Genomic DNA, 12,868 nt, shown 5'->3' with positions numbered 1-12,868 from the left:
AGTAAAAATCATCCTCGATACTCTGTTTGTGGCGGGGATGGTCAAGTCCGTAGAAGTGGTGTATCTGTTCTTTCTGAATCGAGGACAGACATGTAGCGCTTTTGCTGGATCCAATCATCATGTTGTTCGGCTAGAATAGAGCCGACCGCGCGGATCACAGACCTGCGGCTAAGGAAGAGCCCTACAATGTCGGTACGCCGCCGGATTTCCGGATTCAGTCGTTTTGTCGGTGGTCAGGCCCATTTAACGATCAAGTGTGAAGGAGGCCTAATGAACAGGCATAAAATATCTCCTAATGCGATTGTCGTTGCACTATTTGGGCTGGCAATTTCAGGTTATGTCGGTATCGCAAACAAGTCGATCCTCGGGTTTCTCATCCTCATACTGCTCACCATAGTTGGAGCGGTACTGGTCAATCGCATCAAAAAATAGTCATCAGGAATAACCGGTGAGTAAAATCGCCTGCCGGGCGCTAAGCCTTGTCGTCAACCTGGCGTAACGCTTTGGCATCGTTTATTTCTGCGTTGTTTGGCGTGGATTCCGTGCTCTCCTGCCCTCGGAGATGAACTCTGTTTGGTGGCTACCTGATACCTGGCCCGGTCGGGCTGGCACAATTGTAATCTACGACCATGCTACGTACTGGGAACAGTTCACACGCGATGGTGTGGCCGTCTAAGAGAACAATGCGTTTACTTTCCGGGGTCAGGCCCAAATTCTGAAGTGCGGAATGGAAGATCTATGTGGATAGATATCGAACAAATCGATATTGGCCGATTAGCAATAAAGCTGTCGGTGGCACTAAACAAATGGATAGCTGAAGAAAACAGCTATAAAAACAAGACAGATATAGCTCCATTATTCATAGTGCAATGTCCTTCTCATTTCGAGATCGCCCTTATCCTCCGTGTTAAAGCCCTAAAACAGACGGCAATCGTAGGATATGAGGCAGGCTACCAACGCTATACATGGTCACCTTATTTATACGACGAAATCGCTGATTCGATTGTTTTCGATACATTAGCCGGCGACTATCCGATCCTTAAAGCAGATTTTTCCGAACCGGACAAAATTGTATGGGCTGGAGCAAAAGAAGCTACAGATGCAAAAGCGCAGTCCATCGGAGATTTCTTAAGCTACTATGAGGACTTAAATGAGCGTGCTAAGGAAAGAATCTGGATCAATAAGGATCTCCCTTTAGAGAACCTCTTGTAAAGTAGGAGCAAAATGAGTTCATATAAAGACATCACCACTTTCTCTACTCCCATGCTCGTCAAGTCTCTGAATACGTTGCAGATTTCTGCGGGAGAGGAAAACGGCGAGTGGGGCTCCCAATTTCCGCAAGGTGTTGCCATCTTCGTTCCCGAGGGTGAGTATTTCACTGTTCGCATTGAGTCTTTTGGAGCAATCCCGTCGGATAAGAAGCTGGTGGCAATGAACGCTATTAATGCGACGAATGACAACCTGGCTTTCGGCAAAGTGGTTCCTAACCTCATCGAGGGACGCCGGACGATTGTATTCCGCAATCACTTCAACTTCACCCAAGGCGTGTCCCAATTTCAGCTGGATGCGCTAATCGACGCTAGCCTGCAGGTTGGGTTCGATGCGCTGGGAACGATCGAAGAACTTTTTGAAGGGGCGGAGTAAGACCATGGGATTGTTTGGAAAGAAGCAGCCAGCATTGCGTGAAGCATCCGTCGAATCTATTGGGGAGGCACTTTCTACTCAGGGGCTTAGCTGCTCGCAGCTGTCGACTGGTGGATTGCTGACTCAGGTCAATGGGGTTCCTGTCTACATCGTTGATCAGGACACGAACATTGGTATTGGTGGGATGATCCAGGCTCGTCAGTCCGAAGCAGCGGATCTTAATTGGATCAGCGACTTTAATAATCGTGCGCTGTGGCCGGTTGTTTTCCGTGCAGACCAGCAGACTGCGAGTGTTATCCACGCTGAGCATCGAATCATCAAAGGCGTTGAGTACTCCGAAGCACAGCTGCGTGACGAAGCTTTACTTGGAGCCCAGATTGTTGCGGAAACCTTGCTGCGCTATAGCGAAGAGCATCCACAGTAGGTCGCTAGCCAATGAAACTCTCGGTGTGAGCAAACAAGTGCGATGAGTTTTGAAAACAGGATGCGACGATTAATCCACTACGAGTAGTTATAGGTTTGGTGCTGCCGCGGAAGTCGCGCCCGCGACCTCCTTGCCCCGTGTGATTGCCACGTCCTAGTGCTCGTTTGCATGTGCACGCCCTAACGTTTTGAGCGCGTTCTGTTGCTCATACTGATACGCGAATGCGCCGGCGCATTGCCGGACAAAAGCGCCCTGCTATCTGCTCACAGGTGTTCACGCCCCTGATCGCGACCTATGGCCGCTAGTGCGCCTAGTTTCATGCTAGAGAAGAAAGACCGAGTTCAACTATTTCATGGTTACCCCACGAGATCGGAAAGGAAAGCTTTTTCACTTAACGGGCAACCCCATCGGAGCCTTTTCATGGGGTCAAGTCCGTTTGAGTGGTGTTTCTACCTTTCGATAGAGCATGCAGTGTGATGGTGTCAGGGGCCAGCACGTGCTCGGTGCTTTAACTGGTTCATGCGACCTCCTTGGTGGTGTCAGCGTCTATGACGTTGGCGGTAATCAATGCTTTGGTCTGTTCCAGGCTGGTTAGTGACATGTAGCGGTTTTGCTGGATCCAGTCATCGTGTTGTTCTGCTAGGACAGCACCAACAAGGCGCACGACAGCGTCACGATTGGGGAAGATGCCTACAACATCCGTACGCCTGCGGATTTCACGATTGAGCCGTTCAGTAGGGTTATTCGACCAGACTTTCTTCCAGACGGATTTCGGGGCGTTGGTAAAAGCTAAGAGCTCGTCGAGGGCTTCTTCCAGGTAGCTGGCAACGTGGGGGAATTTATCTTCACAAAACGCTACGACCTCACGTGCTTGGGACCACACCGATTCCGAGTCTGGTTGCTGGAATATCGTATGAAACATCGCCGATAGGGTTGGCCACTGGGTCTTGGCAACCATCGAAGACAGGTTTTTAGAAAAGTGCGTTCGACACCGCTGCCAGGACGCATTCGGCAACACGTCACTAATCGCATGCTGGATTCCTAGATGCGCGTCACTGGTGACAAGATAGACCTCATTAAGTCCGCGAGCTTTAAGATCCCTAAAGAACCCAGTCCACGACGCCACAGACTCAGATGTAGCAACCTGCATGCCCAATAGCTCACGATAGCCTTCGGCATTAACCCCGGTAGCCACGAGGACGGAAGCTTTGACCACGCGTCCTCCTTCGCGGACTTTCATGGTCAATGCATCACAGGCAACATACAGGTATGGACCGGTATCGAGTGGTCGGGTACGGAAGTCTTCGACCATCTCGTCCAGGTCTTTAGCCATGTCAGATACCTGCGACTTTGAAAGATTATTAATTCCCAAACTGGCGACGAGATCGTTCATCCTGCGTGTGGACACGCCTTTTAAATAGCAGGTAGCTATTACGGTTGTTAGTGCTCGTTCTGCCCGAGTGCGTCGTTGCAATAACCAGTCCGGGAAAAATGACCCGGTACGTAGTTTGGGTACAGCGACATCAATGGTGCCAACGCGAGTATCAAGATCGCGGTGGCGGTAGCCATTGCGGACATTGGTTCGAGACTTAGACGTGGTGGCGTATTCGGCGCCGCAGATCTGGTCTGCTTGAGTCGATAGGATTTGGTTGATGAATCCTTGAAGCATCTCGCGCATGAGATCTGGGGATGCTTGGGCAAGCAATTCGTCTAAGTAGGTAGTCGGGTCTATAGAATATGGGCTAGCGGCCATCGTGGTTATCCCTTTCGAGGAAGTGTGGTTACGGAATCGAAAGGTACTACGGTGGTCGCCGGCCTCATTCATAAGGGGCCCACCGTCAGTTACAGATACACCACGCTACTGGACGCAACCTTTTCATGGCGTAAGGGAGCAGTATTTACTGGCTTCCCTCCTCGTGCTGTAGCGCATCGTCAATAGCTTTTACTGATTCGATGATGTGCGGAATAGTGCCGGTCGGGTGAGTGTGGGCGTTATTTGGGATGAAAGTGACATCGGCGCCGCGCTCAGTCCATTCATTTACGAGCTGTTCAGCAGTAGAGTACGGAATCACGTCATCACCGCGGCCATGCGTAATGACGACTGGAATCCCGGGAGCAGCGTAGCCAATATGCTGCTCTGCCAGCATCGATTTGAAAGGCTCACTGTCAATGAAGTCTTGCACGGTTCTGCCATCGTTGCTGATCCGCTCAACGGTAGTGCCGGCGGTCTTAAGGAGCCCCATAGTACAAGTATTCGTCGCATCCTGTAGCTTTCTTGCGCCCCGGTCATTGAGATGCGAGTACAGATCCTCGCCATAGGAGTTGCTTAGCCCTAGAAGGGCATACGACTCGAAGAGGAAATACAAGGAGCCGTCGAGGGTAGAAGGCAACAGCGTAAGGTCTGTTGGCGCAGCACCGATAGTCGCAAGCTTGATGTTGAGCTCCGGAGCATAGTCATCATATAGCTCGGCAGCAGCGGCAGCAGCTCCACCGCCTTGGGAGTAGCCATTGATAAATACTGGGTTGGTTTCGTTAATGTCCCAGCCTTCTAGTTGCTGCGCAGCTCGAATACTGTCGAGGACTGTATGGCCTTGGGATGCGCGATCCATGTACGTGTGCATGCCAGGGGTGCCAAGGCCCTCGTAGTCGGTGAGTACTACAGCATAGCCCTTCTTAAGGTACTGATGGAAATAGAACTGCTCGTAGTCTCCAACCCCGTCTGCAATTTTACGGGAGGCGGCACAGCGGTCCGCTAAACCTTGGGTTCCCGGCGCAAATGCTACGACAGGGCGTGGGCCTTCTCCGTCCCACTCGGCCTTGGGCTCAATGACCATCCCGCTTACTTGGATCTTTTCTCCAGAACGGTTGGTGGAAGAATAGAGTATGCGGTCTGCCTTATAGGGGCCGACGTTGCTGATGCCAAGTGGATTTTTGGGGTTGCGCACAGATTCTGATCGGAAGAGCTGTCCAGGCTCCGAGGAGTCGAGTTCTACTGGATCGTGGTAGAAAGCGGTGTATTGATCTCCGATATGGTCACCTGGGCCCAAGAGCCCTGATGAAAGGGGAGGGAGTTTGGAGGCTTCTTCGGCCATTGATTTCGCCTCTTGTGAATCTTCAGCGGATCCTGAGCCTTTAAGTGCCTCGTCAATAAAAGCGGATTCTGGAAGTTCTGAATGCTCTTCAACTGGTGGAGCCGATTCGGCGGAATCGATAGCGCCGGCGACAGGGGAAGCGGCAGTCATGAGAACCCCTGAAGCCACAAGCGCTAGATAATTACGTGTTGCAGCTTTCACTACGGGAACCTTTCAACTTCTTGTGGGGATAATTGAGTGGTATCCGATTTTGAAGTTCTGTACTCGGATACGGGCAATTATTCACTAAAAGCTTTTCCCGTACTATTAGTTGTAACTGCTATTTCGAGCTGATTACCCCCATAAGGGGTAGGGTTGACGGCTTGAAGTCAAAAATTTGCTGAATTGATTTGACTGATGCGCGTTCTAGGGTAAGTCGCTTTTTACGATCTGCTACTTGCGGGCAAATAGCCGCCAGCCAAAGAAGAACAGGGCGGACATCACGGTCGCCACGATGAGGAAGCTCCAATGCGGCAGGCGGCCATTGACCATGATCCACAGGGCCATTCCGCCGATGATGGCGGATAGCCAGACTACGACGCCCTCTTTCCACTTGCCCTGGACCTTTGTGGCGAGGATGATGGCCCAGCCAATGAGCGCGCCTACCGCCCAGGGCCAGAAGGCATCGACCCAGCCGGAAAAGCTCAAACCGCCGTGGGCGAGGCGGGCGGCGATGGCGAAAATCATCAAGGCGATGATGTCAATGAGCGGAGCAATACGCGTGGAAGTCATACGGTTTCCTTTTCTTTTTCTTTACGGGATAGCGCGGCGTAGGTAATGCCCTTGCGGGCATAGTGCCAGAAATAAATGACCCAACCAATAGCGGTGATGAAGGCAAAAGAGATAAGGCGGTAGATAATCGCCGTGCTAGTGGCATCGACTGCGGTCATGCCCGTGGCCACGAGCGTGGCGATGATCGCCGCTTCCACCGTGCCCAGACCCGCCGGGGTGACCTGAGCGGAGCCGGCCAGCTTCGCGGTGAGATAAGCCAGCGCGACGCCGGCGATGGTGGTGGTGTTATCGGCCGAGTCGGTCGTGGGCATCTGGCCGGTCACGGCCCAGACACAGCCCCAGAGCGCTACCATGTCAATGAGCCGGTTGGCCAAGGAGTAGAACGATGCCCAGGCGAATTGCCGGCGGGTGAGGTGCACTTCCTTGAGGCTTTCCACATGCTCAAGCAGGGCCTCGCGCTTGGAGCCTTTTACCAGCCGCTGCTTTTTTACCCAGCGCTCCAGCGTTTCAGGGTGATTGCTCAGCCAGAAGAGCCCGCCGGAGAGCGCCAGCATTACCGCCAACGTGCCGATGAGGGACCACAGGGCCATATCGGCATTGAGGAAGAGCACGCCGCCGAGCCCAATAAGCACCAGCCACAAGGTGGAAATGGCCGATGACAGCACGAAGAACCAGCCGCACAGGACCACCGAGGCACCCCAGGTGCGCTGCACGTGGAAGGTTAAGACGGCAGAAAAGGCTGGGCCTGCGGGCATGGTGGTGGACCAGGAATTGGATGCAAAGGTCAGGGCGGCGGTTTCCGTGGCCTCCACCTCCACGCCGCCGGCGCGGATGAGCAGGCGCATGACCTCACCCATCGCCACGACGGAGAGGACGGAGGCAACGACCACGAGGGTTATCGGCCCCGGTTCGGCGTGGGAGAGCCGTGAGAAGCCTTCGCTCAAAAAGTCCAGCTCATCGCGGAAGACGTAGATGAGGATGGCCAGCACTATGAGCGAGGCGATAACTTGCAGCCAATTTTTCAATTATTTATCTCCTTCAAGGCGCCGCTTTAATTCACTGAAGGGAATGGTCTTCCCGCGGCGGGTAGAACCACCAGAAAGCCTAGTGGTCATGTGGTGCAGCCAGCTAGGTGCCCACCAGTTATCCTCGCGCAGCAGGTGCATGACGGCGGGGACGAGGAGCATGCGGACAATTGTGGCATCGATAAGCAGCGCAAAAATCATGCCGTACGCGATGTATTTCATCATCACGATATCGGAGAAGCCGAAGGCGCCCGCCACCACGATCATAATCAGGGCTGCCGCCGTGATGATGCCGCCGGTATGCGCGGTGCCTGCGGCGATGGCCTCGTCCGTGGAATCGCCGCGCCGCCGGGCCTCCACCATGCGGGAGACCAAAAAGACCTCGTAGTCGGTGGACAGGCCATAGATGATGGCGATGATGAGCACCAGAATGGGGCTCATGAGCGGGCCGGGCGAGAAGTTCAGCGCGCCAGAGCCCACGCCGATGACGAACATGAGCGTCAGGATGCCCAGGGTGGCACCCAGGGTCAGAAGCGTCATGACAATGGCCTTAATTGGCAGCACGAAGGAGCCAAAGACTAATGCCATGAGGATGAAGGTGGCGAGGACGACGTACAGCGCCATCCACGGCAGCTTGTGGAAGAGTGCATCGAGCGATTCCACCTCCATGGCTGGCGTGCCGCCGACATACAGGTTGACGCCCTCGGGCGCTTTAACATCCTCGAGTTCGTGGACGATCCGTGCGTAGTCTTCGCGGTCCTTAATGCCGGCCGAAAGGACAGTGGTCCCGTCCTTGGTGGCGGTCGATGGCCCCATGGGCTCGGTAAGGCCGTCGAGGCCGCGGACTTGCATGACGACATCGACAAGCTGCTCGTTGGTGGCATTTTCCACCACGAGCTTGACCGGCTCGGTGCGGAAGGCAGGGAACTCGTCGTTGAAGGTATCCTGCGCTACGCGGGTGTCGTGGTTGGGAGGTAGGTAGGTCTCGTTGATGCCGCCGAAGGTGATGCTCATGATCGGCAGTGCGAGCGCAATGAGCAGGCCACAGATGGCTAAGGTCAGGCCCTTGGCGCGGCGCATGGCCCAGCGCGGCAGCTTGTACCACCAAGTGTCCTGAATGGTGCGGGCCGTGCGGGAGGTGCGGCGCACCGACCACAGGTCGATCTTGGGCCCGAGCATGCCAAACAGGGCCGGCAAGACGGTGACGGACAGCAGGGCCGCTAGGCCGACGGCGGAAATCGAGCCATAGGCAACGGATTTTAAGAAGGCCTGGGGAAAGAGGAAGAGCCCGGAGAGCGCGACGGCGACCATCGCCGCGGAAAAGACGACGGTCTGCCCGGCGGTGGCGGTGGTGGTGGCCACCGCATCCTTGGTGGAGCTTCCCTTATCCAGCTCCTCGCGGAAGCGGGAGACCATAAATAGGCCGTAATCGATGGCCAGGCCCAGCCCCAGCAGCGTGACTACTGCTTGGGCAAAGACGTTGACCTGCAAGAAACCGGCCAGGATGGCCAAAATACCCAGCGAACCTAGGATGGATAGACCACCGACGATAAGCGGCATGAACGCCGCCACCACGGAACCAAAGACCACCAGAAGCAGCAGGCCAACGAGCGGGAGCGCTGCCTTTTCAGCGCGCGCAATATCTTCTGCCATGCCTTCATCGAGGGCGTCCGCCACGGCCGTGGCGCCGGCAACCTTGACCGGCGCGGAGGTATCCGTCAGCGCGCCCTCGATGGCGCGGAAATCCTTCAGGGTTTGTTCGTCATCGCCCTTGAGCCCAATGGCGGCAAAGGCCAGCGAGTGATCATCGTTGACTAGGTTGGGGTTCTTACTATCGAAATAGCTGGTGACAGAGTCAATCTGATCTGGGTAGTCCTCTTTGAGCTGCGCCAAGTGCTCCTTGGCGGCATCGAAATTCTCATCGGGCGAGCTAAAGAGCAAAATCACGTCGCCGGAATTATCGCGGCCGAACGTTTCTTGTTCGATTTGCGCCGCGCTTGTCGATGCCGCATTCGGGTCCTCCCAGCCCTCCTGGCTCATGCGTTCCTCGAGCTGGGTTCCAAAGCCTACGAAGAGGGCAAGGATGGCACCGAGGATGACGATGGGAATGACCTTGCGGTGTGCGTAGGAAAATCGTCCCCATTTTTCAAACATGTGGGGTAAGCCTCCTAGCTATTATTCAGTAGCGCAGCCAGCGGGCGGAATGGCTGGAGCCATGCACCACCTTCAGGCAGGTTATCCAGGTTGACGCGCGGCAGCGGCTCGCGGAAGACGCCGTCAATATCTTCTAGGTCAACGAACTCGATCTCGGGGTGGCCCACGGCCCAGGAGGCGTGTTCGTGGAAACCCAGGACGGTAACAGGCAGGCCCTCATCGATGAGCTCTTCTAACAAGGGCTGAAAATTCTGGCCATCGGCAGAGGCCACCACGACGCCGGCGAGATCATCGCGCAGTTTTTCAATGTGGTCGATCATATCCGGATCCACGTCATCATCTTCGTGGATCTTCGGCTTGGCAAAGACGCCAAAGCCCACATTGCGGATGGCCTCTACCCATGGGCGAATCACATCGGCACCGCCGGGGGAGACATTGGTAAAGACCGCGGCCTGCGGATCGGCATCGACATCCACCGCGCGGTAGACCAGCCACCGGCCGATGGCATCAAAACGCGGGCGATGTGCCGCGGTGGGGCGCCCGCCGAGCAGGGAGCCGAGCCCCATATCCATATTGGGTGCGTCCCACACCAGTAGATAGGTGCTCATTTACTTCTTCTCCCACAGGTATTCAGTAATGACGTGTTCTTTATCTAGGCCCTTGCCCTCAAACTTGGTGATGATCTGGCGGTCCACCAATTGCGGGCAATCCGGCCACGGCCAGCCCTTGTACTCCAGGCTGGGCTCGACGTGCACGAGCTCATCTATCCATTCGGCATAGCCGGCGTGGTCGGTAGCAACGTGCAGGACGCCGCCCTTCTTCAGCCGGGAGGCAAAGAGGTTGAGCGTGCCGGATTGGATGATGCGGCGCTTGTGGTGGCGCGCCTTGGGCCAGGGGTCCGGGAAAAAGACGCGGATGCCGTCCAGGGATTCGGGGGCGATCATGCGCACCATGACCTCCACGCCATCGCCACGGATCATGCGGATATTATCGATGCCCTCGCGCTCCACCTGCCCCATGAGCTTGGCCAAGCCAGGCTTATAGAGCTCCACCGCGATGATATTGGTGTCCTGCTCCAGCGGCGCCATGGCCGCGGTGGAGGTGCCGGTGCCGGAGCCGATTTCCACGATGGTCTTGGCACCGGTGCGGCCGAACCACTCATCGACATCGATAAGCTCATCGCTTAAGACGCGGCCCAGCTCGGGCCAGCGCTGCTCAAAAAGCTGGTGCTGGTTATCTGTGAGCGTGCCGCGGCGGAAGGTGACATTGCCCAGGCGCGGGTAGTCCAGGTCATTATTAAAGACCGCATTGAAGTCCGTTTGCGGCGGGCGACCCGGCGGCATTTCTCCGGCAGGGGTGTTTTGAGAATTATCCGTGCTATTCATCGCGCCCTATTTTTCCCTGTCCAGGCATGGCAAGCAATATGCCGCGCCGGGTATTTTCCCCGCCGTATGGGGGAGGGGGATAACCGGAGGCTTTGACGGGGGTGGTGTCTTGTGGCGCGGAACGGGCGAACGGGCAACTTGTCTACCCCCGAAATGGTGTGGAGAATATCACGCCTAATATCACAATTGTTCGTGGTGCGCTTGGTAAACGTCCGCTCACGGCGGTGGATATAACCGGGGTGGGAAAAATGACACTTAATGTGAACAATATTTTGGCTCTGCCGGTTAATCTGGAGTCGGAAGGCAAAGTTGGGCCGTGATGTGCCCCGATTTTCACATCCTATCCAGAGGAGAATTTTTAATGACCGCCACCATTCAGGGCCTCGTTGGAGAGCTGCCTACAGACAATCAAAAACTGATCGACTGGATTAATGAAAGCGTTGAGCTTTTCCAGCCGGACGAGGTGGCTTTTGTGGATGGCTCGCAGGAAGAGGCTGACCGCCTCGCCGCGGAGCTAGTAGAAAAAGGCACCCTCATCAAGCTCAATGAGGAAAAGCGCCCGAATTCCTACTTGGCGCGGTCCAACCCTGCGGACGTTGCCCGCGTGGAATCCCGCACCTTCATCTGCACCTCGAAGGAAGAAGACGCGGGCCCAACCAATAACTGGGCGCCGCCAAAGGCCATGAAGGAAGAAATGACGGAGGCCTTCCGTGGATCCATGAAGGGCCGGACCATGTACGTCGTTCCTTTCTGCATGGGCCCGATCAGCGATCCAGAGCCCAAGCTCGGCGTGCAGCTGACCGATTCCGCTTATGTGGTCTTGTCCATGCGCATCATGACCCGCATGGGCGCAGAGGCGCTGGACAAGATTGGTACGGACGGCGATTTCGTCCACGCCCTCCACTCCGTCGGCGCCCCGCTACAGCCAGGCGAAGAGGACGTTGCTTGGCCGTGCAACGACAATAAGTACATCACCCAGTTCCCAGAGACCAAGGAGATTTGGTCCTACGGTTCCGGCTACGGCGGCAACGCTATCTTGGCTAAGAAGTGCTACGCGCTGCGCATCGCGTCCGTCATGGCCAAGGAAGAAGGCTGGATGGCTGAGCACATGCTCATCCTGAAGCTGACGAACCCAGAGGGCAAGAACTACCACGTCGCCGCCGCATTCCCATCCCAGTGCGGTAAGACCAACCTGGCCATGATCACCCCCACCATTCCGGGCTGGAAGGCTGAGGTCGTGGGCGATGACATCGCCTGGCTGCACCTGCGCGAGGACGGTCTTTACGCCGTGAACCCGGAAAACGGTTTCTTCGGCGTTGCCCCTGGCACCAACTACGATTCCAACCCGATCGCCATGGATACCATGAAGCCGGGCAATACCTTGTTCACCAACGTCGCGCTTACCGATGACGGCGATGTCTGGTGGGAGGACATGACCGAGGAGGCACCAGACCACCTCATCTCCTGGACCGGTGAGGACTGGACACCAGCATCGTCCACCAAGGCCGCCCACCCGAACTCCCGCTACTGCGTACCGATTTCCCAGTGCCCCACCGCCGCGCCGGAATACGACGACTGGAAGGGCGTCAAGATTGATGCCATCCTCTTCGGCGGCCGCCGCAAGACCACGGTTCCGCTGGTTACCCAGTCCTTCGACTGGGACCACGGCACCATGATCGGTGCACTGCTGTCCTCCGGCCAGACCGCAGCCGCAGAGGGCGAAGTTGGCGCGCTGCGCCACGACCCGATGGCCATGCTGCCGTTCATGGGCTACAACGCCGGTGACTACCTGCAGCACTGGATTGACATGGGTAAAAAGGGCGGCGACCGCATGCCAGAGGTCTTCCTGGTTAACTGGTTCCGCCGCGGCGACGATGGCCGCTTCCTGTGGCCGGGCTTCGGCGAGAACTCCCGCGTCCTCAAGTGGATCATCGACCGCATTGAAGGCAACGTAGAGGCCGAGGACACGGTGGTCGGACGCACTGCCCGCGCCGAGGACATCGACTTGGAAGGCCTTGACTTCGATGTCGACGACGTTCGCGCCGCACTCGCCGTTGACCCGAAGGAATGGGAAGGCGATATGCAAGACAACGCCGAGTACCTGAACTTCCTGGGCTCCCGCGTGCCCGAGGAAGTGTGGAACCAGTTCCGCGCCCTGAAGAAGCGCGTGGAGGACGCAGCTTCCTAACGCGTTCATCCGCGGTAATCCCCGCATAAAGCTAACCCCAGCAGCGTAAAGCTCTGGGGTTAGATCTTTGTTGGGGTTAAACCGATACCCCAGTTACAACGGAAAAGACCTCGCCACCAAAGGAACCGTAATCCTTAACTTGGTGAGCGGAGTCCTCAACTTTGTGACCGCTACCGTGAAGTTCG

Annotated in this window: 12 protein-coding genes and 1 pseudogene; 5 read left to right on the top strand and 8 right to left on the bottom strand. The window is 56.2% G+C overall.

The features are described 5' to 3' along the window. Positions 1-41 precede the first annotated feature (41 nt). Positions 42-230: pseudogene (locus ACP8KU_RS11030) on the bottom strand (transposase); the annotation flags it as partial. On the opposite strand from ACP8KU_RS11030, the gene ACP8KU_RS11025 reads away from it, so the two are divergent. From ACP8KU_RS11025 to ACP8KU_RS11010, 4 genes are all read left to right on the top strand, one after another. Further along, positions 187-432: a hypothetical protein gene (locus tag ACP8KU_RS11025; RefSeq protein ID WP_198012015.1), complete on the top strand. Its 246-nt coding sequence runs from the start codon at positions 187-189 to the stop codon at positions 430-432. The pseudogene ACP8KU_RS11030 and the gene ACP8KU_RS11025 sit on opposite strands and share 44 nt — an antisense overlap. 306 nt (positions 433-738) lie before the next feature. Further along, positions 739-1,212, top strand: coding sequence for a hypothetical protein (locus ACP8KU_RS11020; RefSeq protein WP_005279744.1), 474 nt, complete (start codon positions 739-741; stop codon positions 1,210-1,212). Between the two features lie 12 nt (positions 1,213-1,224). Beyond that, positions 1,225-1,644 (top strand): hypothetical protein, encoded by a 420-nt coding sequence (locus ACP8KU_RS11015; RefSeq protein WP_023018120.1) that lies wholly within the window; start codon positions 1,225-1,227, stop codon positions 1,642-1,644. A gap of 4 nt (positions 1,645-1,648) precedes the next feature. After that, complete coding sequence (locus ACP8KU_RS11010) at positions 1,649-2,068, top strand: hypothetical protein (RefSeq protein WP_005279748.1); 420 nt, start codon at positions 1,649-1,651, stop codon at positions 2,066-2,068. Positions 2,069-2,585: 517 nt separating this feature from the next. Here ACP8KU_RS11010 and ACP8KU_RS11005 read toward each other — a convergent pair. The 7 genes from ACP8KU_RS11005 to trmB all read right to left on the bottom strand — a co-directional run bounded on the left by ACP8KU_RS11005 (position 2,586) and on the right by trmB (position 10,495). Further along, a complete protein-coding gene (locus ACP8KU_RS11005) occupies positions 2,586-3,821 on the bottom strand; it encodes an IS256 family transposase (RefSeq protein WP_484483752.1) in 1,236 nt (411 codons plus the stop codon). Between the two features lie 145 nt (positions 3,822-3,966). Further along, complete coding sequence (gene lipS1, locus ACP8KU_RS11000) at positions 3,967-5,361, bottom strand: triacylglycerol lipase LipS1 (protein WP_005279750.1); 1,395 nt, start codon at positions 5,359-5,361, stop codon at positions 3,967-3,969. Between the two features lie 231 nt (positions 5,362-5,592). Then, positions 5,593-5,931, bottom strand: coding sequence for a DUF3054 domain-containing protein (locus tag ACP8KU_RS10995; protein ID WP_005279751.1), 339 nt, complete (start codon positions 5,929-5,931; stop codon positions 5,593-5,595). Further along, positions 5,928-6,956 carry a lysylphosphatidylglycerol synthase transmembrane domain-containing protein gene (locus tag ACP8KU_RS10990; RefSeq protein WP_302525318.1) on the bottom strand — a complete coding sequence of 343 codons (1,029 nt, stop codon included), beginning with the start codon at positions 6,954-6,956 and terminating at the stop codon, positions 5,928-5,930. Before ACP8KU_RS10990 ends, ACP8KU_RS10995 begins: the two co-directional genes overlap by 4 nt. Beyond that, positions 6,957-9,110, bottom strand: a complete 2,154-nt coding sequence (locus ACP8KU_RS10985; protein ID WP_484483751.1) for an MMPL family transporter — start codon at positions 9,108-9,110, stop codon at positions 6,957-6,959. 14 nt (positions 9,111-9,124) lie between these two features. Next, a complete protein-coding gene (locus ACP8KU_RS10980) occupies positions 9,125-9,718 on the bottom strand; it encodes an NYN domain-containing protein (protein ID WP_005285198.1) in 594 nt (197 codons plus the stop codon). After that, a complete protein-coding gene (gene trmB, locus ACP8KU_RS10975) occupies positions 9,719-10,495 on the bottom strand; it encodes a tRNA (guanosine(46)-N7)-methyltransferase TrmB (protein ID WP_023029445.1) in 777 nt (258 codons plus the stop codon). Positions 10,496-10,856: 361 nt separating this feature from the next. On the opposite strand from trmB, the gene ACP8KU_RS10970 reads away from it, so the two are divergent. Further along, positions 10,857-12,683 (top strand): phosphoenolpyruvate carboxykinase (GTP), encoded by a 1,827-nt coding sequence (locus ACP8KU_RS10970; protein WP_023029444.1) that lies wholly within the window; start codon positions 10,857-10,859, stop codon positions 12,681-12,683. The last annotated feature ends 185 nt before the right edge of the window (positions 12,684-12,868 follow it).

The sequence above is a fragment of the Corynebacterium sp. LaCa_282 genome (assembly GCF_057198125.1).
This window is presented reverse-complemented; position numbering and strand designations above follow the sequence as displayed.

Bases quoted from the DNA above. Each gene is read 5' to 3' on its own strand.
- ACP8KU_RS11025 (WP_198012015.1), top strand. From the start codon at position 187: ATGTCGGTACGCCGCCGGATTTCCGGATTCAGTCGTTTTGTCGGTGGT.
- ACP8KU_RS11020 (WP_005279744.1), top strand. From the start codon at position 739: ATGTGGATAGATATCGAACAAATCGATATTGGCCGATTAGCAATAAAG.
- ACP8KU_RS11015 (WP_023018120.1), top strand. From the start codon at position 1,225: ATGAGTTCATATAAAGACATCACCACTTTCTCTACTCCCATGCTCGTC.
- ACP8KU_RS11010 (WP_005279748.1), top strand. From the start codon at position 1,649: ATGGGATTGTTTGGAAAGAAGCAGCCAGCATTGCGTGAAGCATCCGTC.
- ACP8KU_RS11005 (WP_484483752.1), bottom strand. From the start codon at position 3,821: ATGGCCGCTAGCCCATATTCTATAGACCCGACTACCTACTTAGACGAA.
- ACP8KU_RS10995 (WP_005279751.1), bottom strand. From the start codon at position 5,931: ATGACTTCCACGCGTATTGCTCCGCTCATTGACATCATCGCCTTGATG.
- ACP8KU_RS10985 (WP_484483751.1), bottom strand. From the start codon at position 9,110: ATGTTTGAAAAATGGGGACGATTTTCCTACGCACACCGCAAGGTCATT.
- ACP8KU_RS10980 (WP_005285198.1), bottom strand. From the start codon at position 9,718: ATGAGCACCTATCTACTGGTGTGGGACGCACCCAATATGGATATGGGG.
- trmB (WP_023029445.1), bottom strand. From the start codon at position 10,495: ATGAATAGCACGGATAATTCTCAAAACACCCCTGCCGGAGAAATGCCG.
- ACP8KU_RS10970 (WP_023029444.1), top strand. From the start codon at position 10,857: ATGACCGCCACCATTCAGGGCCTCGTTGGAGAGCTGCCTACAGACAAT.